The following is a 23,047-nucleotide window of genomic DNA, read 5'->3' on the forward strand; positions in this document are numbered from 1 at the left end:
CTCCCCGCCCCGCTCCGTCCTACCAGCGGTAGTGCGAGAACGCGCGGTTGGCTTCAGCCATCTTGTGCGTGTCTTCACGCTTCTTGACGGCCGTACCGCGGTTGTTGGCGGCGTCGAGCAGTTCGGCGGCCAGCTTTTCGGTCATGGTATTTTCGCCACGCTTGCGGGCGGCGTTCACCAGCCAGCGGATGGCGAGCGCACGACGGCGATCGGGGCGAACTTCGACCGGAACCTGATAGGTGGCACCGCCGACGCGGCGCGAACGCACTTCGATCGAAGGGGCAACGTTATCGAGGGCCGTGTGGAAGGTCTCGACAGCGGTCGCGTCCTTCTTCTTGGCTTCCAGGATGTCGAAGGCGCCGTAGATGATGTTTTCAGCAACAGCTTTTTTGCCTTCGTACATGACGTAGTTCATGAACTTGGTGACGATCAGATCGCCGAACTTGGGGTCCGGGAGAACGTCGCGCTTCTCAGCGCGGTGACGACGTGACATATTTCTCTACCTTACTTAGGACGCTTCGCGCCGTAGTGCGAACGACGTTGCTTACGGTTCTTGACGCCTTGCGTATCGAGGACGCCGCGCAGGATGTGATAACGGACGCCGGGCAAATCCTTGACGCGGCCGCCACGGATCAGCACCACGGAGTGTTCTTGCAGGTTGTGACCTTCGCCGGGGATGTAGCAAACGGCTTCGATGCCGGACGTCAGGCGAACCTTGGCGACCTTACGCAGAGCGGAGTTCGGCTTCTTAGGCGTGGTGGTGTAGACGCGCGTGCAAACGCCGCGACGCTGCGGGCAACCCTTAAGGGCGGGCACCTTGTTGCGCTTGGGCTTGGGCTGGCGTGGCTTACGGATAAGCTGGTTAACTGTGGGCATCGTGCTCGATGGCTTTCTTCAATATGATCTGTGCCGTTTGGCCGGGCGATCATAGGGTTTCAGGAGTCTCGTGAAGAGACGGCTTGCTATTCAGGAGGCCCTTCACCAAACAAACACAAAAGCCGCAACCTGCGCTATGGAGGTTACGGCGGGGACACAGCCCCTGCATAATGATGGATCAGGATGCACTTATGACGGCGCACCTCGAAAATGGTTTGCGGGCTATAAAGGAGGAAATGCCGCAGGTCAAGGCGAGAGTCTGCTTTCCTGCGTCCTGACTAAAGCCGATCACTGATGCGATACCTTAACGCGAGAGGATTCATCTCACGCGCACCGAGCGCCCTCCAAGACGTTAGACTTACGAAGCCCGGTTCAACCGGTTAAGAAAATCCGCTACGCGGCCACTTAAAGCGTCGGCCTGATGCGAGACGGACTGAGACGAACCAAGCAGGTGCGCCGATGCTTCTTCGCTATGGGATGTGAATGACGAAACCTTTTCAAGATTTTCGCTGATCATACGGGTGCCATCGGCGGCAAAGGCCATATTGCGGGCGATATCCTGAGTGGTTACGGTCTGCTCTTCAACCGCCGCCGCCACTGAGGTGGTCGCGCTGGTGATGGCATCAACGGCCGTCCGGATATCCGCAAGCACGCTGATAATGTCCCTGGTAGCGACCCGCATGTCATCGATCACCACATTGATCTCACCGATAGATCGATGGGTCTGGTTCGCAAGGCTTTTGACTTCCCCTGCGACCACGGCAAAGCCACGCCCCGCCTCCCCTGCCCGAGCCAACTCAATCGTCGCATTGAGGGCAAGGAGGTTTATCTGGCTTGAAATGTCGCCGATCACCGTCGTCACCTCGGTTACCCTGTCTGACGCGCCGGATAGTTTTTGCGCGACCAGATCGGCATCCATAACTTTTTGAAACAACTCCGACACCAGCCGGTTGGCTGTCTGCACCTGTTCGGAAATTTCGCGGATGGAAGCGACCATTTCCTCAGCCGCCGCCGCAACGGTCTGGACGCTGGAGGTGGTCTGACTTGCTGCCGAAGAGGCTGAAACCGCCAGATCTGCACTTTTTTTAAGTTCCCCAGAGACCGTTTCAGCGATCTGAGACATGTCTACGGCTGAGGCCGCCAGACCGGCAACCACATCCTGAACCCTAACCTCAAACTCCTGACTGAGTTGCGCCTGGTCGGTCACGATATCCCACAACAGCATAGCGCCAGCATACTCGCCTCTATGATCCTGCACGGCTGAGATCTGCAGGTCGATGCTCTCCTCACCCAGTCGAATACGCGCCCGGTGTGGAAGGTTGTCTGCATTCGCCAACAAACGTCGCTGGTGTTCTGGGGTCTTGTGGAACATATCAATTGAACGACCGACCAAGGTGCCATCATAAGAGGGAAAATGCCCCTTCAAGCGATCCAGCAGACCCTGGGTTGCCGCATTAACATAGCTGATCGTGAAATCATTATGCACATCAACAGCCATCACCGGGGTCGGCATGGCCTGAACCATATTATTGACGAGAAAGGCTTGTTTTGCCGTCCCCCTAAGCGTTTCGGTCGCGCGGGCCAGTATACCGATTTCGTCCCGGCGGGCTGCAAAAGGCACGTCAACATCGGTGTCGCCCCCCGCAATGCGGGCAATACCCTGCGACAAGCCGGCTAATGGACGCAGGACATCCCGCCACAGGAAGACGCTTGTGGCGACCACGCTGGCCACGGCCAGGACCGACAAAAGAATGACCAGGGCGCCTATACGGCCTTCGTCCTCAGCGGCCCGCGCCTCCGTAGCTGTCATCCAGACCGCAATCTGCTCGGATAAGGCCTCGTTGCTGTCTTCCATAGCCGAAAACTGCTGCTCAAAAAGCGCCGTGTCGACAGATGTCCCGGGCCCTGGTGGCGCTTTCGCGACCGACGTAATTATAGCCTCGCCGGCAGAGCGATAGTCGTTCAAACTCTTTAGAGCCGTGTCAAAGCGCACCTTGAGATCGCTTGGCAAGGCTTCGGCCTGATTCTGCTTCAGGTTGTCGCCAAACTTAGCGGCGTGGGCCTGAAAGTCCTGCTGCGCACGAGATAACTCAGCCTCCGCGCCACGGTGCTGCGCGACCAAAGCCGCCAACACATCTGCGCGCATGGCGTCGTGCATCATATCGCCTTCCATATGCCGCTGGGTTATCCTGGAAATAGCCGAGGCCTGTTGCATATGGGTTCTGGACAATTGACCAGCCTGCCAATTCGCGGACGCCATACCCGCGACCAGGAGGGCGCTTATCGTCCCAAGAATGATAAATTTGCCACGAAGCTGCATCGGGTTAGTCTCTCCGAGTTATGCCTTAAGTTTCAATCAAGAAAGGCGAATTTCATCCTTCAAAAATCTTGCATATTCCCCGGAAGAACGAGGCAATATGCTTAAGTCAGCCTTGGCATAACCGCATTATCGATCATGGCCGAAGTGCCTTTTATGCCACAAGGCGTTCGACATTGATCTTCACATCCCCTGACGCGGTGACCACGGCGCCAAACGCCCCTGTTATCCGGATTAGGCTATTCTCGATGTCTTGAATCGCCGACACGGCGGATTGCATATTCGAGGAAATCTCACCCGTCACCGCATGCTGCTCCTCGATCGCGCTGGCAACATTGCCGACACTGTCAAGCACGTGGGTCAGAGAGTTCTGAAATGAGGTTGAGGGCGGCCGCCACCTCACCACTGATCGATTGGATCCTGGCAATTTCGTCGCCAATGGTCTTGGTAGAGGTCGACGCCTGATTGGCTAGTGACTTGACCTCGGAGGCCACAACCGCAAAGCCTTTACCGGCTTCTCCGGCGCGGGCCAACTCTATGGTTGCGTTCAGCGCCAGGAGATTTATCTGGGAGGCGATGTCCTGAATGAACGTCACTACACTGTTCATGGACTCGGCCGATGTCGCCAGGCTGGCGGCAGAGCCGTTGGCCGTCTCAGCATGGCGGAACACGCTCTCAACACCTGACTTCGCCGCCGTCATGCTTTCGGCGATTTCACGAACACTCGCACTAAGCTCCTCGGCCGCCGCCGCGACGGCATTGACCATGGCGCTGGTTTCGGTCGACGCGCTCGACGCGCCAGAGGCCATTTGATTAGCGCCATCCATCTGGGAGAGCACATCGCCAAGCTGACCGTCGATGGCCCGACCGATCGTGTCATTGGCCAACCTACGCTCAACACCGGGGGTGACGTCGGTCGCGAATTTCACCACCTTGATGACGGCGCCCGTGTCGTCGAAAATCGGGTTATAGGACGCCTGGATATAAGCGATCTTACCGCCTTTGCCGATCCGGCGGAATTCGTCGGCAATGAACTCGCCTGCCGCTAACCTCGACCAGAAACGCTTATAGTCTGGAGAGGCCACATAGGTCGGGTCGCAGAACATCTGGTGGTGATGGCCCTTGATCTCATCCAGACGATATCCAAGGACGTCCAGAAAGTTTTCATTCGCGGCAAGGACTGTTCCATCCGGGCTGAATTCGATGACGGCTTGAGCGCGGTCAATGGCCGCCATCTTGCCGATTGAATCCAGTTCCCGCAGCTTCGTCTCCGTAATGTCGGCAGCAAATTTGATAACCTTACATACCCGGCCCTTGCGATCGATGATCGGATTGTAGGTCGCCTGCAGCCAAACGACACGTCCGCCACGGCCCACGCGCTTAAAGGCGCCCGATTGAAACGTCCCGGACGACAGGTTCCGCCAGAACTGCCGATAGACGTCGCTGCTGACAAAAGCCTGGTCGCAGAAGATTTCATGGTGCTTGCCGACAATCTCATCGAAGCTATACCCCATAACCTGGAGAAAGTTGGCATTGGCTTTGATCACACGCCCGTCTGGCGTGAACTCGATGACCGCTTGCGAGGCGTCGATAGCGGCTACGATAGCCTTAAGGTCATTGATAAAATCAAACATTTTAACCACCTGCATACGAGTTACATCGGCGAGGCTGTTCTCGCAGGACACAACATTATGAATAATGGTGTTATCAAAACCCCTAATGGATAGTTAAAAGCAACGGTCACGTGAGACAAATTGCCTCATAAAGCATAAAATATGCTCGCGTTTCGACATCTTCCAACAGACGTCCGTCGAATATCAAAAGCGGAATTGCGTTGCTCGACGCCCCCGATGGCCCACCCAGCAGGGGCTTACACGCTTGGGGAGGCGGCTTGCCAAACAGGTGGCCCTTCCGCTGTCGCAGGTTATTGAGAGTGCCGTAGGGGCGCTTGAACGCCAGTCCTTCAATGATCGTATTCGCGCTGCGGCTCAGCGGCTCGACTTACAATCGGAAAATCCAAGAAACGCAATAGCAAGGCCAAACGTATAGACTATGCCAATGCTTTAATCGGGCAGGTTTGAACTGCCGAAAATTCGAGGGGAAACTTCTGATGAACAGCTTGATTAAAAGCACCGCTTTTTCGCTGAGTGTCGCCACGGCGGCTTTATTCACTTCCGCTGTCAGCGCCCAGGAATCTGTTCCCGTACCGGTTCGGGATGCGGTCACAACACAGATCCCGCCTGCGATGCCGGTTCCGCAGGGGCGTGATCCGGTGCCGCAGGATGCCGAAAGCGGACTGTATGGTTTGAGGGAAACAAAAGATCGGCGGGTTTGGCATATTCACGGCTGTTGAGGGCGCCGTCTTCACTGAAGAGCGGCGCAAGCGCCTCTAATTGCTTCTGCCTCAATGGCGACAGCTTGCCGGCTTCTGCCATTATTGCGACAAGCTTCTCATAGCGCTTACGATCCTTCGCGCGGCCACTCGGCCCCTGCTTTGGTCGCGCCAGCAGGCGTTCGTAATGTTTTACAGCGGCGGGCATTGATTTGCACGGGCCATAGCCGGTCTTGCCTCGAACCTCGATTTCTAAAATCTTCTGGCCGGTGTCCCGGTCGTGCGCGATTGTCACATCGCGGTGCTGCAATCTCGCCGCTTCGTCGGGCCTGAGGCCGGTGTTTCCGAGGATCAGTATCTGGTCGTAAAGCTGCTCATAGGCATATTTGTAGCGCTCCGGCGCTTCGCGCGCTGCTTTTGCTACGGCTTTATAGAGCTGCTTATATTCAGCCAGAGTGAACCAGGGTCGATGGATGATTTTCTTTTGTTGCCTGTAGGGCGGCGACAGATCCGGCACGCCGTGGATCTTGCGGTGCCGGTAGGCCGTTTGCAGAACGAGAGACAGGGTTCCTATCTCATCGTGGATGGTACTCCGCGACGGCGGCTTCGGCGTCCTCCAGGTCTTCGGCGTCAATGATCATGAAAGTGCGCGGCTGATTTCTGATCTGTTGGGCCAGAGCACGGTCGTCTTCCAGACCATGAGCCGCAACCAGAACTCCCAGGAGTCAGGCATCACCTATGGCGAGCAACATACCGGCCGGCCGCTATTGACCCCGGATGAGGTACGGCGCCTGCCCCCGGAATCGGAATTGTTGTTCCTGGCCGGGCAAGCGCCGCACATCGCATACAAACTCAAGTACTACGCCGATTCTGAGTTCACAGGCCGGTTTGATCCGGTCTAAGTTTTTTGACCTACCCGGTATTCAATACCCGTAATTCGTTACATAGCTGGAGGAACGTCATGACAGTAGATGAGAGAATATCGAAGCTTGAAAAGCGCCATGGCGTCACGACGGCCCTGCTATCTTTGGTCGTGGTCGGGCTTATTGGCGTGGCGGGTTATCAGGCTTACAGACTGCATGGGCTGGAGACGGCAAAAACACTCCGCGTCAAGGAGATCAGGGTTTACGACGACAAGGGAGTTGACCGCGTCGTACTGGCCGGCAACCTGCCGCAGGTAACGCTCAACGGCAAGCCGAGGAATTTCAAACCCCGCGAGATGGGGGGGATGCTGATTTATGACGGGTCGGGCACGGAACGCGGCGGCTACGGCACCATGAACGGTTATGCTAACGCCATGCTCTCGCTGGATTCAGGCCCGGAAAAACAAGGCAAACAGGTCATGCTACTGTTGGCTGAGCCAGGGGGCGGAGCCTTCTTCCGCCAATGGGATGGAACCGGCTCCGTTACCATGGGCGTGTCTGAAAAACCGTTCCTAACCGTTATGGACGGCAAAGATGTTGTGTTCGCCAAGCCGGAGGATAACGCCTGGACCAAACGCGGCGTCAAATAGCGACGCCCTGTGACCGGATGGTCATAGTACCGACGTCACATTTCAAGCTACCCGTAGATGAACATCGCCTCGATCTTATTCGGAGGCCATTTCATAATAAACTAAGAGCACATACGCGCGCACGATGAGGCGTTGCACAAGGAAGGCCGGAATGCCCGTTCGCGCCTCGATTTCTGCGTAATTTAAATTGTCCCATCTTCGGAAAAATAGGACGGCGCGCAGCGTAATCGGCATCCTGGCGATGATGGAAATCCAGCGTAGCTTTTCGGCGCGTATTGTCTCTTCCATCTGGGCCTGGTGGATCGCACGTTGAAGACGCCTCACCTCATAGGCCTTTGGAATGGGCGGATGAAAGCGAGGCCTGCCTTCCCTAAAGAGCGTGAACCTGAAGACGCACCAGCCGCAAAGCGCGTCTTCCAGGAACCGATGGCGGTATCGTCTAATTGACGCAGCGTAATCCGGGCCTGCCGGCTTCATTGCCTTGGCCCACGCAGCTTGCGTGCTGTTGGCTTGGGCGGCTGGGGGCCATACCGCGCCACGTCCCTCTCAGCCTCCCGCAGGCGCTGGCTGACCATGGATATACTGATACCCTGCCACTCGGCGATCTCGGCAACCGTCAGACCATCGACATGGTGGAGCAGCCATATCGCCCGCACCTTCGGCGTCATTCGCCTGCTCGCTTCGTAGAACTGCGTCACATAGGTCGCCGCACTAGAACGATGCGCATCCTCATACGCCTGGCAATAATCGTCCGCGAGTATCAAAGGCAGGAGCATCATCCGAGGATCAATTGCTGGGTTTCCCTCCTCCGCCTCTATGATGTCCTTTTCTGTCAGGCAAAGCGCGGCGCCCAAACCCCGCTCGTACATGCCAACTTTTCCCCGCCATGTCCTGATACGTTCGCCGTATTTCTCGTTGGCGGCATGTCGAGCTTCGATTTCGGCAGGCGTTCGACCGGCGCGGGGCGCTGTTTCATCGTCAGCTCGACGGGTCGCGGCCGCGCGGGTAGTTTTGATGCGGCGAAGAATTTGCGCCCGGCACAGATCGAGAATGGCTTGCCACCTATGGCCGATCTCATCATCCGTCAGGTTGGTTTGGGCGATGGCATAGAGTTCAAGTATCTGCCAGTCTGTGAACTCGCCGCTACAAACGAACTCGGTGGCTTCACGGTAGTCCTCCGGGTCGAAGCCGGGAAGGTCTCGAACCTCCCCGGCCTCAGGCTCGCGCCCGCACATTCGAGCGATAAGCACATCCTCGATCTGCTTGAACCGCGCCCCGAACACCCACTTGCTATCCATTGTCCAGTCGTGCATCAGGAAGTATAGATTTATCAGTTCCCCATCGGGCATATCCGGGCGGAACAACTTTTCGATGACAGCAAGTTCGCGCTGGCCAAATCCGCCGGCCGGGACTTCGACATCCGGCAATTCGTCCACCAGTCGCTTGTCAGGCTTCCGTTTCATCGCGGCCTCCTTGATCATGCGCTGTTAAACGCCGCACCAGTTCCGCGCGCTTCCAATCTTCGCGGTATCCGTCGTCTCTTCGCAGAAGTGGTGGCTTCATGCGGCGTAAAATCTGCGCCCGGCACATATCTGCAATAGTCATCCAAGGCGAGTCCGGCTCGCAGTCCCAGGCCATGCGGTAGATCGTCAGGAGGTTCTTGTTGGAAAGCTCACCCGTAAGGACAGCCACAAGCGCGTGGGCGTGGTGGTCCGGATAGTCGAACCCTTCAACAGGCGGAATGAGCGCCAGATCCGGGCTGCCCTGCTCTATTCGTTGTTGCAGCATCTCGGTTATGGGATCGAGGATGTCGTCAAAGATCTCGTCATCAGGGCCGGCGCCACAATTGTCGACGAGGACGTAGAGGTCGAGCAGTTTGGCATCCGACAATTCAGACCCAAACGCGTTCTCGGCGACCCGCAAAACATCGCGCAGAGAGACGTAATCATCAGCATCCTCGGCTTCGTCATCCTCGTCGCTGGGTTCCGGCTCCGCTTCCAAGGACACTGACGGCTTAGATGCTGCAACCCGACGAAGTATTTCCGCGCGGCACTGCGCTGCAACCCGATCCCACCGCGCCTGCATCGGCTCGGCCTCTCGTAAATAGGCGGCTTCCGATGCCTGGATAAACAGGGTCAGGAGACCGCCGTTGTCCATTTTGGCTATGGAATTGAGGGCGTGGCGAAACATCTTTGGTTGCCAGTCCGTGTCCGGGTCTCGCCAGCCCAGATGATCCGCTTCGTCATTGCCGCTCAGCAATTGCATGAGTTCGGCGCCAGCCTCATCGCGAAGCTGATCCCAGTGTCCGGGCCGTGGAGCGGCGTGGCCTTCTTTCTCGGCCTCGTGCTGGTCCGCCAGCAGCAACAGATCCAGCAGTCGCTCCGGCGAAGGTGATGACGCTAGTTCGTGGCCGGCAACGTCAAACTGGCCGGTCATGTATCCGGCCGGCAGGGGATGTGACATGGCGTTCATGGCCGCACCACCCCACCCTTCCGGACCATGCCGGAAATCGGGTCGATGAAGAATGGGACGCGGACCCTGAGCGCGATTGGAAGCACCGCTAGCATATCGGCACGGAACGGGATTTCGCCGCGCTCGTATTTACGGATGTCGTCCTTGGTCAGCGCCAGTTGAGCAGCAAGCCCGCTCTTGGTGAGACCCAAATGCTTACGGCGTTGCTTCATCAGCTCGCCAAGGCGGATATCGACGGCATTACGGCCGTTTATTATTACACAAGCGCCGGCAGTCGGGCGCACTACATTACGGATACGCATGTCTAACCCCTTTCCAGTAGAAGAGGCCCAGCACTATGGCTTGGGCGACTTCGAGCCTTTGGTGATCGGGAAGTTAGAAAACCGCAACGAGACGGTCCCTATGGCCTTCGGACGGAGCCTATTGCATACGCCATAGGCTTCCCGACCGCAAAGAGGTCAAGGATATTCGTGCTGGGAATGGCCAGCATCAAACCACTCGTTGTCAGGCTTTCTACGACCTGGCAGTCACATGTGGCAACTGCAACTTCAGGGTGACATAGAACCGGAGAAAAATCAAATCCGGTCAGATTTCTCCTAGCGCCTGACCAAGCGATGCCCTCAAAACATTCTCGTTCGTTGTCAAAAAACGGCGCCTTCGCGCCCTTCTCGGGAAAGGAAGCTTAGTAATTTCGCTTCACAGCCTGGGTAAAGTACAACGATCTTCTTGCGTTCATTCCACCTTAGGCGTAGCGCTCAAAACCCCTCTGAAAATGGGAAACCTTATCGATGATAGCTTTAAACCGCATAGTACTTTCAAGCGACCATTCTGCCATTGAGTTGAGGCAGTTGATTGCGAACCACGTCAAGGCACAGGGCTGGAAGGTGGTCGATATCGGCCCAACTTCGAGGAAGGCCGGCACGCAAGACGCGTAAACATGATCAAAGCCGCAGAGCTTTAGCGTTCGACAACAAGGTGAAATTCAGCGCTAGCCCCCGTTGCTGAAAGTGAGGTGAAGTCGCAAATGCGCCATCGCAGACATTCGACATTAAGACGAGCAGACATTGTCTCCGCTATCAATCCGCTGTGACCGGCACCTGACTTACCGAACTTTTCAAGGCGTTTAGCTGAGACAACACATTTATTGTTTACACGTGTGTAATTTTACACTAGCGTGTAAAAATGAGGCCCAATCGAACAGAACGCTCCAGACATCTTATTCTGAACGCGGCGGATGCTATCTTTCGGGAGATGGATGTCGCGTCTGCTACTGTCGAGGACATAGCGCAGCGCGCCGGCCTAACACGGAAGACAGTTTACAACCTTTTCGCTTCCAAAGAGGACATCGCGTTTCAACTCATTGCGCAGGTCGAAGCCAACAATTCGGCCTATCGCACCCTCATCGCAGAAAACACGGATGTGAGGGGGCTGCTGGAGAAGGTCTTGCTTGACAGTGCCGGTTGGTGCCTGGCGAATCCGTCCCTTGCCCGCCTGGCGTTATCGCCGCTTAATCGGCCTACGCTTGAGCCACCGATCGATCGGCCCTCATTTCAAAAGCTTGTCCGGGACATTTTACGGCTAGGCCAGGATCAGGGCGTCATTCGTCGCGACGACGATGCCAATTTCATGTCTCTGGTACTCCTCGGGATCTATGGTCAGGCTATGCTGACGGCTCTTTCCGGCTCAGCGTTTAGCGACAACGATATTCACCATATCCTTCGTCTTGTTCTCGAAGGCATAGGCACCTCACCCGACGATCGGAGATGAACATGTTGGTTCCATTCGGCGACGAAATATGGATTGCAGACGGCACAAATGTCCAAGGTTTGTTGGGTTTCCATTTTCCGACGCGCATGGCAGTCATAAGGCTTTGCAGCGGAGATTTGTTCATATGGTCGCCGGTTGCGCTATCCGAAGACTTACGTATCGCCGTGAATGCGCTCGGTCGCGTCCGCCACCTGGTCGCGCCAAACACACTTCATCACCTATTTATCTCCGATTGGGCGCAGGCATACCCGGACGCCCAGGTTCATGGCGCGCCCGGTGTTACAAGGATAATCAAGACCGTACCTGTTGACAATGAACTGGGGAATACGCCGTCGCCAGCCTGGTTAGAGGAGATCGACCAGGTGATCATGGAAGGCAACAGGATTACACGCGAGGTCGTTTTTTTTCATCGCTCCAGTTCGACGGCGCTATTCACGGATCTCCTTCAACAATATCCGGCCAGTTGGTTCACGGGCTGGAGAGCACTCATCGCGGAATGGGACGGGTTGCTCGGTTCTGAACCTGGCGTGCCACGTAAATTCCGCTCAGCCTTTAATAACCGCAGGGCCGCGCGGACCGCGCTCAAACACATTTTAAGCTGGCCGACGACGAAGGTGCTCATGGCGCATGGCGAACCTATCACAAAAGATGGGCGCGATTTCCTGATCCGCGCTTTTCGCTGGTTGAAGAGCTGATTTCGGTATGAATATTGAGCGGTGCTAATGCGCGGTTTGCGCCGATGCCGTTGAAAAACTCGACAGCTGGCGCGCTATTATGGGCATGATTTTTGGGGTTGCGGATCGGTCTCACGTTTTTGAAGGCCCTCCAGCGCCTTATGCGCCGCACATTTGCCGTATGGGCCTCAACTTGGCTAGTTTCCGTAGGTTTTGGACCATCGCTGCGATCGTAAATTCGTCTTTTGCACCACACGGTCCTCTCAGCCTCAATCTTCGAAGTCCGACGATATTTTTGAGGTGGGCAAACAACATTTCGATCTTTTTACGCTCGCGACACGATCGTTCGTAGATGGACGTGCCCACAGCTGCGAGGGCAACATCACGTGATTTCTCATGTATATTGCGGGGCACCTGTCAACGGCGGAGTAAAAGTCGGCCACGTGGCGGTGTCGCACTCTGTGCGTGCGCTTGGCTCTCGAACAGGCCGAAAAACGCGGCCAACAAACCGATGCAGGACGCGTGACGAAGGAACTTTCGGGCCATATATACTCTCTGCACTCGGCCGTGCAAACGGCCATAAAACTCGGAACTGAACTCAAATTGTAGAGGGGACGTAAGAACCCTGTTGCTCGGTGACCTAAGTCCCCCGGCAAGGATTGATACCGACGCGTCTTTGCGGCAGTTGACATATTCAGGTTGCGGTAAGGAACGCCCATGGGGCCACTTAGGGCGCCGCCATTTATCGACCTGCGAGGGCCTAAGAAGAACGCACACTGGTAATCTACACTTTCCACAAGACACGCCTTCTGCGCGCCTTTGAAAGCAGCATTGCGACCTGATAGATTAAATATACCTTACTAGGCCGAAGCTTATCATTTGAACTGAAACAGCAATCGCTCTCGTATTATTCTTTTGCGGCAATCATTGTTAACTGTATCGGCTAATTTTTATACGATTTCGTGTTGGGTCAGGCCTGATTACGTCTATTTGAATTTCTGCGCTCTGGGCGGACCGGGCCTGCATAAATATAGGAAGCGTAGCGGCTTGGCCGTCAGAGGACATGGCATCGTGTGTCCCTACCCGATCAATCTTAGTTATTAATGCTCCGGCCACAAACGCACCTAAATGAGGGCGAATAAAAAAATATCTATTTGAAGAATTGATGCCTAAAGCATCGAAATTCTGGTCATCAAAAAATGGCAAGCGTTAAACCCAGCCAAAATGTCTGCTTTTTCCGTTCACTCTATCTCTGATGCCCATTCTGAGCTAAAACCAGCCTTGTTATCTTGTCACAACGTCCGTCGTCTTCGCCAGCGCGATACTTATGCCCTCTGCCCGTTCGAGGCTTTATCAATTGTCATGTGAATCTCGGTCAATGAATATTCGCTGACTTAAATTCCCTACCAAGCAGCCCGGCCGCAATTGGAAAGATCACGGCGTATCCAAGAATGCCGATATTTCGAAAGCTCATGTCGTTAAGGGCGATACCGCTTAGACCCGCTAAAGCCAGCGCTCCGCTTAAAATAAACAGCCATTTCACCCAACGGACGGCCCCTCGCCCCCCTAGCGCCACGGCCGCCATCAAGACCGAGAGTGCGAAAAAAACATCCCATGCCAGCACGTCGAGCGTATATGGCACCGAGGGCCACTGAAAAGCTCGCGCGGCGTTCCAGTGCGTCTCAGCGAAGGCCGTGCTGCGCCCTGCCGTCAGAATTATGAAATGGACGGGCATAGTCACAAGGGCGAGCATGACGGAGAAGGCGAATGCCAAACTCGCCATAATCTTCCTTCCTCCACTGACGACCGCGTTGATGGCCGCCATTAAACCTACAATCATCGGCGCTAAAATAAGGATTAGGACCTCAAGTGCTGCAAACCAAGGGTCGCTAACAGGATGCCTTGGCGTGGGCAAGCTGAGTAAGCCCCCGATCAAAATGCTCGAATAGACTAAGCTGAGCGCAGCTATTGCGAAACCACAAAACGCTCCAACCTTATGTGGCAAAGACGGAAAGACTTGCATGCGCTTTGGTTCTTTCGGATTTTCCGTTTCTTATCCGCCCTGATTATACCAACAAAGCTACCTCAAAAAACGCGCTGATTGCCGCACTTGTTTAAAAGCGCCACGGCATGGCTTCCAGCACGGACGGTTCCTGGCTATCCCTGAGCGCCTAGCAATATAGTGTCGGCGGGGGACGTATACCTGCCTTGCGACGCTTCTACTGGTGCGGTGCAAAGCGGAAAAAGGCCGCCGGTCGCTTAAAGGGGATCAAGCTCTTCGAGCGGCTTATTGGTATCAATCGGGAAGGACCTGTGCGATCACCCGACCCGCGAGCCGTGCTGTCGCGAGCAGACGGTTTAGGTCCTGTCCATTACGCGCCTTGGCGGATAGACCGGACATGGTTGTACTGACATAGTCGGTCAGCTCTTCGGCGGCTCCTGGATGGCGGGCGGCGATGTAGTCGCGGATAACGCACTCGGCGGCCAGGTTACAGGCCAGCGCTGCGCCGCGCGCGTCTGTGTCGTTGCAGCGCGTGCCTTCCAGAACCAGACAGCCCGTTTCGGACTCGGCGACATAGCGGCGGGCAGCGTCCTCCAGAACCTCAGCCAGAGCGTCGGCCACCGGACGATCCGGGCGCAGAATGGCATCGAGCGGTATAGCACCGGTTTTTGCCCATCGTTCCAGCACCCGGCTATAAAGACCCGCTTTGCTGCCAAAGGCCGCATAAAAGCTGGGCGGGTTGATGCCCAGCGCTTCAGTGACATCTGCGACGCTCACCGCGTCATAGCCCCGCGCATGGAAGAGGTGCTGAGCGGTGGCGACCGCATCCTCTGGATCGAACCGGCGCGGACGGCCACGCGTCTTGGATATATTTGTAGCATTCATTACAAAAAACTTGACTCCATCACATACAGCATTATGTAACGACTCCTATATTATTTCGCAAGGATATCGTTATGACGAGTTTCAAAGATAAATCCGTTCTGGTGCTTGGTGGCAGCCGCGGCATCGGTGCCGCGATCGTACGGCGCTTCGCGGATGACGGTGCCAAGGTGGGTTTCACCTATGCCGGATCACGCGACGCTGCAGAAAACCTGGCGGTCGAGACGGGCAGCGAAGCCATTTTGACGGACAGTGCCAACCGGGACGCCGTCATTGCCACTGTTCGTGACAGCGGCCCCTTGGATGTCCTGGTCGTCAATGCTGGCTTCGCGATCTTCGGCGACGCCTTGGAACAGGAACCGGACGCTATCGATCGTCTCTTCCAGGTCAACATACACGCACCTTATCATGCCTCGGTAGAAGCCGCGCGCCAGATGCCGGACGGCGGCCGGATCATTATTATCGGCTCTGTAAATGGCGATCGGATGCCGGTTCCGGGCATGGCGTCCTATGCCCTGAGCAAGTCTGCCTTACAAGGTTTGGCGCGAGGCCTGGCACGGGATTTCGGGCCACGAGGCATTACGATCAATGTCGTCCAACCCGGCCCCATCGACACGGATGCGAACCCAGAGGACGGACCTATGAAAGACCTGATGCACAGCTTCATGGCCATCAAGCGCCACGGCCGCCCTGAAGAGGTGGCGGGGATGGTCGCTTGGCTGGCAGGTGCGGAAGCCGGATTCGTAACCGGCGCCATGCACACAATCGACGGCGCGTTCGGAGCCTGATCGCCATAACCGCCCCTGGTATCATTGGCACGGACGAGGCAGGTACGGTGCTGCGCTTGTTGCTACAGACAAAGACGGCCGCGTAGCGAAATAAACAGGCCTCCGGGAAATCCGGAGGCCTTACGCCCTATGCCACATGCCGCTTAAGCATCGGCGTAACAATCGCCCCGCCTCAATCGATGCCCAGACTACGCAATTGTCAACGTTTTGAGTGATGTGCATCAAACTTTTTTTTGTTGCACACGCCCTTGTCATTATCGGGTCTGCAGGAACGCAAGGATCGCTCAAGTTCAATGGATGACATGGTCATTGGAAGTATCCTCGTCTTTGTTGAGTGTGTGGGTGTCCCAGAACGCCTGGTAGTCGCTAAGCGGGCGGATTTGCGGGCCGGATTGACGCAAGCCCATTGGCTCGGGTGAAGCACGGGCGGCTCTGCGTTCCAGCGCCTGGCGGATGGCGCTGTAGCTTGCCGTTCCGTCCGCCAACGCCTCCTTACAAACGGCCTCGATGTCGGCGCATGCGTAGGTTCGGGCGAGGTTCGACAGGCCATAAATGGTCCGGTGCGACGCGCGACCGTCGCGAACGAAGATGGCCTGCGCCAGCGTCGCCGTTTCCGGGCCGATCTCGTCGATCTTGTTCAGGATCCTTGTTGTTTCCCGCGAAGGATTAAACAAACGGTCGCCATGCGCCATGACGAAAGCCCCTTTGCGGGCCGCCTTACCGTGGCGCCGTAGAAGCGCCCCCATCAGGCTGAAGACCTCAATATCCGCGTCAAACACGCGGACCATGACGCGACTATGGGGATTGGCTGGCAAGGCCGAGTAATAGGCGCCATCAACCTGGACCAGGCCTGCGTCGTCGACCGTGCGGAAGCCTTGGGTAAACAAGCGGAAGGCGTCGACAGGCAAGGGTTTCAGGTGTGGCTTTTCCTCAAGAAACATCTCCATCACCTGGCGCTTCTTGCGGCCATGTATCCGCGTCGACGCCCATCGCCCTTCCCAATGCAGCAGGTGCGCGTTCTGATCATCAATCGAACTCGAAGCGCCGTCCCTTCAGCTCCCCTTGCGTATGTTGGATCGCATTTTCGACGGTGCCCTTGCGATTTGGATCTCGCACACGGCACGGATCGGCGACGACGTTGTAGTGCGCCAGAAACGCCGCATAGACCGGATTGAGCCTTGGCTCATACAAGTCTGGCTTGATGACGCCTTCCTTCAGATTGTCGAGAACGACGTAACCGGGACAGCCGCCAAAGCTTCGGAAAGCCTCTTCATGAAGCTGCGCCCAGATACCCTGGCTGGTTTTCCAGGTCACCTTGCGGAAGCTCTTGCCGGAGTACTTCAGCGTCATCACGAACAGGTACGGCTTCTTGTATTTGCCATTGGGCGCCAGCGTCGGTGCGCCCTGTCCGTAATCGACCTGCGCCTCTTCGCCAGGCGGGAACTCAAGAACGTCAAACCGTTCCGGGTCCGTCTGCTTCAGTCCACCCACGAACCGTTTGACGGAGTTGTACTGGTGATCAAAGCCATGGCGGTCGACAAGCTCGCGATAAATACTCATGGCATTGCGGCCCAGACGGACCTGGTCTTCGATCCACGCCCGATGCGGCTCACAGGCCGATACCGAAGCCACGGAGGCCGGTGGCCACCCTGGCCCGTTTTGCTCAGCGGCCGTGGAAAACCCGGCGGCCGGGGTGCGGGATTTTGAAATCCGCCACTGCCTCAGCATCGGTGGCCACCTTGGCCCGTTTTGAAAGTTCCTTGGCGATCAGGCCAACCGTCTTGCGATTGATCTCAAGACGACGCGCGATCTCTCGGTGGCTGATCCCTTTCTCGAGAAGGGTAATAACGCTCTGGCGAAGATGTGCCTGCAAGATGTTCAACTCTCTCTCCCTCAATCAAATGAGGGGGTGGAATAACATCTGCTGCGGACCTTAATTTATGGGGCCTCAACTGGCCCGTTTTGAGGTGGCCACAAGTGGCCCGTTTTGACCGGCCACCGGGGGAAGTGGAACTGAGGGAGTATCTGCTTGATTAAAACCTTCCCGAAAGCAGACAGCAAACGGTTTCGGGTCTGAGAATCCCAACATGGTTGCATCCGGTTGAACAGTATGCATGTCAATTCTCGACTTCGTATTGGTCGAGCAGGCGTTGCAACCGCTTACCTTCTGGTCGTAATAAGCGCACATATCGTATGGTGTGCATAAGGCTCGATAGCCCCAGGGCGGCACCGAAAAGGATCGAGCCTTGCACCACATGCTGTAGCTCCATCTTACCGACCGAATAAAGTTGCCACAGACATAGGCCCAAAACCGCTATAAAGGCGATCAGCGCCATCGCCATCATGCGGGTTCTGGCTTGCGCAGTGCGGTTCTCATCAATCAGTGCCCGGAGAACTTCCGGCATGGTGTCGGTCGTGTGCGGGTGCGCATTCATATGCCGCCATTGTTGCACAATCGCTGCAAAGAAAGCTACCCATGAGACGATGAGCAGCGCGACTATCCCCCATTCACGAGCAAGACTAGCGATCTTGCCCACGGCTAAGGCATAGAGAATCATAAATGTCCATGTCGTCAGGGCGAGTCCAACCAGCCCCATACCGGTTGCGACCTTGCGCCGCCGGTTTTTCAGTGTCTTCAGGGTTGATTTGACGACATAGGTCTCAGCCACGCTGGCCTGATGATTGGCCTCACTCCGCCACAGGCGCTCAAGGGTATCAAAATCCATCAGACATCTCCCCGACAATGGCCACCAGCCGCGCACGGGCACGGCTCAGGCGGACGCCAATTGTATTTTCGCTCAGGCCATGTAGCGCAGACATGTCGGCATAGGCCACACCGTCCAGCGACAGCAGCATCAACGACCGGTCAACCGGCGCAAGCTGACGGATAGCGGTATAAAGCCTATCCAGCCTTTGTTGATCAAACTCACGGCAAGTATCGGCGGCCACATCCGCCAATTCATGCCGCGCATTGAAAAAACGCAGGCCCATGAGGGTATCGCGCCGTTTCCAAGTCAGGGCACGGTTATGGGCCACGCGGTAAATAAAGGTCGCCGGCGACGCTTCACCACGAAAGGCCGGACGCGCCTTCCACACCGAAATCAGCAGTTCCTGCATGAGGTCGTGCTGATCAGCCGGGGCGGCGAAGGCACGGCTGATCCGCGCCAACCGGTTCAGGTGCGGCGTGATCCATCCGGCAAAATCGTGGTCCGCCTCTGGCATAAGCTTCCTTTAGCGTACGTCCGTCACCTTGGCGGCTTCACGCTCGGCCCTCAGCGCTTCGCGGTTGTTTTGTTGGAACGCGCCGGTGCTGAATCCATATACAAGGCCCGATATCGCCAGCGCTATCGCGATGAAAAACGCCACAAGGCGGTGCTTTGGTTCAATAAAAAATGCCAACATATCGGTCTCCTTCTTGAGGGTGTCAGGAGATTAGACGCAAGCTTATCCGCGAAACTTACAGGTCGTTGTAAATAATCTTCAGGCCTTCCTTATTGCAACCTTTACTCCTGTGCGCCCACTCCGGACATTGAGTTGGCTACCGCAAGGGTTCCCCATAAACGGACATTTGCCGCGATTACACTTGTAGCGCTTAATATTGCAGGCCAATCGACTTTTTTGAGGTCAACCGTTTGTATAGGAAATTGTGCCATCATAACGGACTGTATGTCGCGTGTTGGAGGAACGGTTGCTTAAATTCATTCAGGGAAAATCTCTGCGGTTTTGGGTCGCCCTGGGTATGTTTACGGCACTCGCCCCGTTGACCGTTTCCGCAATCGGCGGCTTTGTTCTGCTTGATCTGGGCGTCATCCACCCTTTCAACGACGTCGCACATCGTCAGCGTCATGAAATTCTGCCAGTTCAGAATTTGCGGGTACTGATCCTGGAAACCGATCCTTCAATCGATGACTATGTCGAACTTAGAGACTATCGATCGCTCGACACCTATCGCGCCCAAAGAAAAACGATTGAACTCGAATTTTCCAGTGTGAGCGAGGCGCTTAAGGACGAGCCATCGTTGCTTCCCCTATTGACGCGGGCGCAAGCAAACTGGGCGAGCGCCGATCAATACGCGAACAGCCTTATTGCGGAGGCAACGCTTATCGCAACGCCTGAAGAACTGAAGCTCCAACGCCAATTTCAGGACGAAATTACGGCGGCCAACGATAAGTTGACGACTATTCACGAACGCTTAGCGGCAGACCTTAACGATGACCACGACACTGCCGTTCGCGCCTATGATCATGCGATCTGGATCGCGGGCATTGCAGCGGTATTGGCGCTCCAAATGGTATTTGCCGGCGTCTATTTAATTGGCCGTGTTATGGCTAGCAGCGTCGATCGACTCGTTGCAGGCGCCTCCCGCTTCGCCGAGGGTGATCGCAATCACCGGATCGAAATTGCAATACCGCCCGAACTCCAACGCGTCGCCGAAGAATTTAATCGGATGATCGGCCGCATCCACGACTCGGAACAAGCGTTGTCGACGCTGGCACATGAGGATAGCCTGACAAAACTCGGCAACCGCCGCGCCTTTGACGAAGCCATGGTCGAGGTTAGCGCACGCCAGAAGCGTTTCGGCGAACAAACTGCGCTCATGGCGGTGGATATAGATCACTTCAAGCGCGTCAACGATACCTATGGCCACGCGGTCGGGGATCAGGCCATTTCAGTAATAGCGGATGCCATGAGGCGCAACGTGCGTCCTTTCGACAAGGTCTTCCGGATCGGTGGCGAAGAGTTCGTGGCAATCCTGCCGGGAGCGGATTCGTTTGGCGCTGTAGATGTTGCAGAGCGTCTACGGGAGGTCATCGCCTCAACCTGCCTCGAGACGGGCAGCGGCAATTTGAATTTGACCGTTAGCATCGGTGTAGCGACAACTAAGCAAACAACCGAGCCGATCGCCCTGCTGGAGGCGGCCGATGCTGCTCTGTATAAAGCCAAGGAAACTGGCCGCAACCGCGTTACCGTTAGCAATTACAATGGCGACGACATTCCCACCCAAGTCGGTTGAGCGCCCAAGGACTAAACCGCTGGCGCGGTAGTTTTGCACGTCAATAGTAGAGAACAGTAGCGCGATGGGCATGTCCTGTCTTGAGATAGAGGGCTTCGAACCACCTCACTCAAGACAGGAGCTCCCCCATGAGCGACGAGACAGTTAGTCCGCTACGCCGGCGCATGATTGAAGAGATGACGATCCGTCAGTTTTCTCCAAAGGTCCAGAAAGATTATTTGCGGCATGTGAAGAACTTTGCCGTTTTTTTGGGTCGTTCCCCGGACAAGGCGGATTTTGAGGATATCCGCCGATACCAACTTCACCTGTCCACCTCTGGTCTTGGCGTTCCGAGCCGTAATATTGCCATGACCGCCCTACGTTTCTTCTTCCGGGCGACGCTGAACCGGCCTGAGGTCACGGATCGGGTTGTCTTCGCCCGGGAAGCACGGCGTTTGCCGGTCGTTCTTAGCCAGGAGGAGGTCGCCAGGTTTCTGGCTGCCGCGCCCAACCTGAAGGCCAGGACGATGTTGACCACGGCCTATGCGACCGGGCTGCGGGTCCATGAGGTGTCCGTTCTAAAAGTCGGCGACATTGATAGTGAACGGATGGCCGTTCGAGTTGAACAGGGCAAGGGTCGTAAAGACCGTTATGTCATGTTGTCGCCGCAACTCCTTGAGTTGCTGCGTACATATTGGTCTCAGTATCGCCCGCGCTATTGGCTGTTCCCAAGCCCCTGGAATGAAGGCATGGCGCCATTGACGCCCCGCCAGATCAATCGCCTCTGCCACGTAGCCGCGGAACAGGCCGGGATAGTTAAGCGTGTGTCCCCACATACCTTACGTCACAGTTTCGCCACCCACCTTCTCGAGAACAAGACCGACATTCGCGTCATCCAGGTTCTGCTCGGCCATAAGAAGCTCGACACCACAGCGCTTTATACCCGAGTTGCCCTCAAAGCGATTGGCGAGATCACCAGCCCCCTTGATTTTCTGCCCGTTGCGGAAGTAAGGCCGCCAGCCTGACCGGTGGATTCCGTGTCACGCCCAACACTGGAGGTCGCGGATATCTTCCGCCGCTTTGGCTCGGCTTGGCGATCCGCCAACGCCGGACGGATCAGTCTTGGACAATTGAAGGTCATGTCCGCCATCGAGTTCTTGCCGAACGGCAGCCCTTGGGGGCCATGTCGAGGCGTGTATGGATTGCGCGCACCTGCTTATTTCCTACAACTCCTGCCGCAACCGGCACTGCCCAAAGTGTCAGGCTATGGCCGCCAAGCAATGGTTGGCAGATCGTGAAGCCGAACTTTTGCCGGTTCCCTATTATCACGTCGTCTTCACCCTCCCGGCAGCTATCGCCGACATCGCCTATCAGAACAAAGCCGTCGTTTACGACATCCTGTTCAAGGCCGCATCGGAAACGCTCATCACCATCGCTGGAGATCCCAAGCATCTGGGCGCAAAGATCGGTGTGACAGGCGTGCTTCACACCTGGGGATCGGCCTTGACCCACCATCCCCATGTCCACATCATCGTGCCTGGAGGGGGCATATCACACGATGGCCTGAGATGGATTGCCTGCCGCCCCGGCTTCTTCCTGCCTGTCAGGGTTCTATCACGCCTGTTTCGCCGATTGTTTTTGGAAAAGCTCAAGGCCGCACACAACGAAGGGCGACTTCAGGTCTTCAATGAACTCGCCAGATTGGCAGATCCAGAGACCTTCAATGACTATCTCGCACCACTTCGAAGAACCGAGTGGGTCGTCTATTCGAAGAGACCCTTTGGCGGACCAGAAGCTGTCTTGGCTTACTTGTCGCGGTATACCCATCGCGTTGCCATCGGCAACTCACGACTGATCGCCATCAACGATGCCGGGATAACCTTTAAATGGAAAGACTACCGGGCCAGCGGCAAAGACCAGGCCAAGGTCATGACGCTATCCCCTAACGAATTTATCCGTCGCTTCCTTATCCATGTGCTTCCCAGTGGATTCCATCGCATCCGCCATTACGGCTTGTTCGCCAATGGTGGCCGGACTGAGAATATCGCGCGGGCGCGCAAATTGCTCAATGTGCCGGAACCACAATGTCCAACTGAACCAGAGCCCGCGAATGATAACGAGCTCCCATCACGCCCCAATCCTTGCCGCTGTTGCGGGGGGCGTATGGTCATGATCGAAACCTTCGCGCGCGGGTGTTTGCCCCGGCATCAGCCCGTACCTAAAATCCGGATCGACACATCATGACTGACGCTATCGCGCAACAGAACAACGCATGTTGGGCAATGTGCCGCTGTCTTAAAAGACAGCGATCGGCACCGTCGTTGCCAAATTGGCGTTCCGGTCAATGCCTGGGCCAGTCAGCCGATAGCAGTTGGCAGAGAACCTATCAAAAGCCACACTCTGTGATCGTCTTCGCAACCAACGGGATGCA

Annotated in this window: 25 protein-coding genes and 2 pseudogenes; 8 read left to right on the top strand and 19 right to left on the bottom strand. The window is 56.2% G+C overall.

From position 1 onward, the window contains the following. Positions 1 to 19: 19 nt before the first annotated feature. From rpsG to ABQ278_RS13860, 6 genes are all read right to left on the bottom strand, one after another. A complete protein-coding gene (rpsG, locus tag ABQ278_RS13835; RefSeq protein ID WP_018083820.1) occupies positions 20 to 493 on the bottom strand; it encodes a 30S ribosomal protein S7 in 474 nt (157 codons plus the stop codon). An 11-nt stretch (positions 494 to 504) separates the two neighbouring features. Continuing rightward, positions 505 to 876 (bottom strand): 30S ribosomal protein S12, encoded by a 372-nt coding sequence (gene rpsL, locus ABQ278_RS13840; RefSeq protein ID WP_018083821.1) that lies wholly within the window; start codon positions 874 to 876, stop codon positions 505 to 507. 358 nt (positions 877 to 1,234) lie between these two features. Continuing rightward, positions 1,235 to 3,037, bottom strand: coding sequence for a HAMP domain-containing methyl-accepting chemotaxis protein (locus ABQ278_RS13845; protein WP_349320097.1), 1,803 nt, complete (start codon positions 3,035 to 3,037; stop codon positions 1,235 to 1,237). Between the two features lie 310 nt (positions 3,038 to 3,347). Continuing rightward, a complete protein-coding gene (locus ABQ278_RS13850) occupies positions 3,348 to 3,548 on the bottom strand; it encodes a hypothetical protein (protein ID WP_349320098.1) in 201 nt (66 codons plus the stop codon). Next, positions 3,541 to 4,827 (bottom strand): PAS domain-containing methyl-accepting chemotaxis protein, encoded by a 1,287-nt coding sequence (locus tag ABQ278_RS13855; RefSeq protein WP_349320099.1) that lies wholly within the window; start codon positions 4,825 to 4,827, stop codon positions 3,541 to 3,543. The genes ABQ278_RS13850 and ABQ278_RS13855 overlap by 8 nt, the downstream gene beginning before the upstream one ends. A 588-nt stretch (positions 4,828 to 5,415) precedes the next feature. Continuing rightward, entirely contained in the window at positions 5,416 to 6,042 is a 627-nt protein-coding gene (locus ABQ278_RS13860) for a hypothetical protein (RefSeq protein WP_349320100.1), read from the bottom strand. 67 nt (positions 6,043 to 6,109) lie between these two features. On the opposite strand from ABQ278_RS13860, the gene ABQ278_RS13865 reads away from it, so the two are divergent. Beyond that, positions 6,110 to 6,427 (top strand): type IV secretory system conjugative DNA transfer family protein, encoded by a 318-nt coding sequence (locus ABQ278_RS13865; RefSeq protein WP_349320101.1) that lies wholly within the window; start codon positions 6,110 to 6,112, stop codon positions 6,425 to 6,427. A gap of 59 nt (positions 6,428 to 6,486) precedes the next feature. Then, positions 6,487 to 7,038, top strand: a complete 552-nt coding sequence (locus tag ABQ278_RS13870; protein ID WP_349320102.1) for a hypothetical protein — start codon at positions 6,487 to 6,489, stop codon at positions 7,036 to 7,038. 75 nt (positions 7,039 to 7,113) lie between these two features. Here the strand turns inward: ABQ278_RS13870 and ABQ278_RS13875 are convergent, their stop codons facing one another. From ABQ278_RS13875 to ABQ278_RS13890, 4 genes are read right to left on the bottom strand one after another with little or no spacing between them, the layout of a single operon-like run. Then, the gene (locus ABQ278_RS13875; RefSeq protein WP_349320103.1) at positions 7,114 to 7,515 is read right to left on the bottom strand and encodes a sigma factor-like helix-turn-helix DNA-binding protein; all 402 of its coding nucleotides are present in this window, start codon (positions 7,513 to 7,515) and stop codon (positions 7,114 to 7,116) included. Then, positions 7,512 to 8,501 (bottom strand): sigma-70 region 4 domain-containing protein, encoded by a 990-nt coding sequence (locus tag ABQ278_RS13880; RefSeq protein WP_349320104.1) that lies wholly within the window; start codon positions 8,499 to 8,501, stop codon positions 7,512 to 7,514. The genes ABQ278_RS13875 and ABQ278_RS13880 overlap by 4 nt, the downstream gene beginning before the upstream one ends. Beyond that, a complete protein-coding gene (locus ABQ278_RS13885) occupies positions 8,485 to 9,510 on the bottom strand; it encodes a hypothetical protein (protein ID WP_349320105.1) in 1,026 nt (341 codons plus the stop codon). The genes ABQ278_RS13880 and ABQ278_RS13885 overlap by 17 nt, the downstream gene beginning before the upstream one ends. Continuing rightward, positions 9,507 to 9,812, bottom strand: coding sequence for a helix-turn-helix transcriptional regulator (locus ABQ278_RS13890; RefSeq protein ID WP_349320106.1), 306 nt, complete (start codon positions 9,810 to 9,812; stop codon positions 9,507 to 9,509). The genes ABQ278_RS13885 and ABQ278_RS13890 overlap by 4 nt, the downstream gene beginning before the upstream one ends. Before the next feature lie 880 nt (positions 9,813 to 10,692). On the opposite strand from ABQ278_RS13890, the gene ABQ278_RS13895 reads away from it, so the two are divergent. Together ABQ278_RS13895 and ABQ278_RS13900 are read left to right on the top strand one after the other, a co-directional pair. After that, on the top strand, positions 10,693 to 11,277 hold the full coding sequence (locus ABQ278_RS13895; RefSeq protein WP_349320107.1) for a TetR/AcrR family transcriptional regulator: 585 nt from the start codon (positions 10,693 to 10,695) through the stop codon (positions 11,275 to 11,277). Positions 11,278 to 11,279: 2 nt separating this feature from the next. Next, positions 11,280 to 11,972 carry a DUF4336 domain-containing protein gene (locus ABQ278_RS13900; protein ID WP_349320108.1) on the top strand — a complete coding sequence of 231 codons (693 nt, stop codon included), beginning with the start codon at positions 11,280 to 11,282 and terminating at the stop codon, positions 11,970 to 11,972. Positions 11,973 to 12,110: 138 nt separating this feature from the next. Here the strand turns inward: ABQ278_RS13900 and ABQ278_RS13905 are convergent. The 3 genes and pseudogenes from ABQ278_RS13905 to ABQ278_RS13915 all read right to left on the bottom strand — a co-directional run. Continuing rightward, positions 12,111 to 12,368: pseudogene (locus ABQ278_RS13905) on the bottom strand (transposase); the annotation flags it as partial. A 958-nt stretch (positions 12,369 to 13,326) separates the two neighbouring features. Then, positions 13,327 to 13,974 carry a hypothetical protein gene (locus ABQ278_RS13910; protein WP_349320109.1) on the bottom strand — a complete coding sequence of 216 codons (648 nt, stop codon included), beginning with the start codon at positions 13,972 to 13,974 and terminating at the stop codon, positions 13,327 to 13,329. 273 nt (positions 13,975 to 14,247) lie between these two features. Beyond that, the gene (locus ABQ278_RS13915; protein ID WP_349320110.1) at positions 14,248 to 14,838 is read right to left on the bottom strand and encodes a TetR/AcrR family transcriptional regulator; all 591 of its coding nucleotides are present in this window, start codon (positions 14,836 to 14,838) and stop codon (positions 14,248 to 14,250) included. Between the two features lie 71 nt (positions 14,839 to 14,909). Here ABQ278_RS13915 and bdcA point away from each other — a divergent pair, with 71 nt between their 5' ends. Next, positions 14,910 to 15,623 (top strand): SDR family oxidoreductase, encoded by a 714-nt coding sequence (bdcA, locus tag ABQ278_RS13920; RefSeq protein WP_349320111.1) that lies wholly within the window; start codon positions 14,910 to 14,912, stop codon positions 15,621 to 15,623. Between the two features lie 290 nt (positions 15,624 to 15,913). Here bdcA and ABQ278_RS13925 read toward each other — a convergent pair whose 3' ends face one another. The 6 genes from ABQ278_RS13925 to ABQ278_RS13950 all read right to left on the bottom strand — a co-directional run bounded on the left by ABQ278_RS13925 (position 15,914) and on the right by ABQ278_RS13950 (position 19,025). Further along, complete coding sequence (locus ABQ278_RS13925; RefSeq protein ID WP_349320112.1) at positions 15,914 to 16,573, bottom strand: hypothetical protein; 660 nt, start codon at positions 16,571 to 16,573, stop codon at positions 15,914 to 15,916. A gap of 76 nt (positions 16,574 to 16,649) precedes the next feature. Then, complete coding sequence (gene istA / locus ABQ278_RS13930; protein ID WP_349320113.1) at positions 16,650 to 17,255, bottom strand: IS21 family transposase; 606 nt, start codon at positions 17,253 to 17,255, stop codon at positions 16,650 to 16,652. 31 nt (positions 17,256 to 17,286) lie between these two features. Then, positions 17,287 to 17,505 (bottom strand): hypothetical protein, encoded by a 219-nt coding sequence (locus tag ABQ278_RS13935; protein WP_349320114.1) that lies wholly within the window; start codon positions 17,503 to 17,505, stop codon positions 17,287 to 17,289. A 235-nt stretch (positions 17,506 to 17,740) separates the two neighbouring features. Then, the gene (locus ABQ278_RS13940) at positions 17,741 to 18,349 is read right to left on the bottom strand and encodes a hypothetical protein (RefSeq protein WP_349320115.1); all 609 of its coding nucleotides are present in this window, start codon (positions 18,347 to 18,349) and stop codon (positions 17,741 to 17,743) included. Further along, positions 18,339 to 18,845, bottom strand: coding sequence for a sigma-70 family RNA polymerase sigma factor (locus ABQ278_RS13945; RefSeq protein ID WP_349320116.1), 507 nt, complete (start codon positions 18,843 to 18,845; stop codon positions 18,339 to 18,341). The genes ABQ278_RS13940 and ABQ278_RS13945 overlap by 11 nt, the downstream gene beginning before the upstream one ends. Positions 18,846 to 18,854: 9 nt before the next feature. After that, a complete protein-coding gene (locus ABQ278_RS13950) occupies positions 18,855 to 19,025 on the bottom strand; it encodes a hypothetical protein (RefSeq protein WP_349320117.1) in 171 nt (56 codons plus the stop codon). Positions 19,026 to 19,311: 286 nt separating this feature from the next. Between ABQ278_RS13950 and ABQ278_RS13955 the strand changes: the two genes are divergently transcribed. The 3 genes and pseudogenes from ABQ278_RS13955 to ABQ278_RS13965 all read left to right on the top strand — a co-directional run bounded on the left by ABQ278_RS13955 (position 19,312) and on the right by ABQ278_RS13965 (position 22,860). Beyond that, the gene (locus ABQ278_RS13955) at positions 19,312 to 20,637 is read left to right on the top strand and encodes a diguanylate cyclase (RefSeq protein WP_349320118.1); all 1,326 of its coding nucleotides are present in this window, start codon (positions 19,312 to 19,314) and stop codon (positions 20,635 to 20,637) included. A 128-nt stretch (positions 20,638 to 20,765) separates the two neighbouring features. Continuing rightward, positions 20,766 to 21,641, top strand: coding sequence for a tyrosine-type recombinase/integrase (locus ABQ278_RS13960; RefSeq protein ID WP_349320119.1), 876 nt, complete (start codon positions 20,766 to 20,768; stop codon positions 21,639 to 21,641). Between the two features lie 12 nt (positions 21,642 to 21,653). Further along, positions 21,654 to 22,860 (top strand): annotated as a pseudogene (locus ABQ278_RS13965) (IS91 family transposase). The last annotated feature ends 187 nt before the right edge of the window (positions 22,861 to 23,047 follow it).

The organism is Asticcacaulis sp. MM231, from assembly GCF_964186625.1.
Taxonomy (GTDB): domain Bacteria; phylum Pseudomonadota; class Alphaproteobacteria; order Caulobacterales; family Caulobacteraceae; genus Asticcacaulis.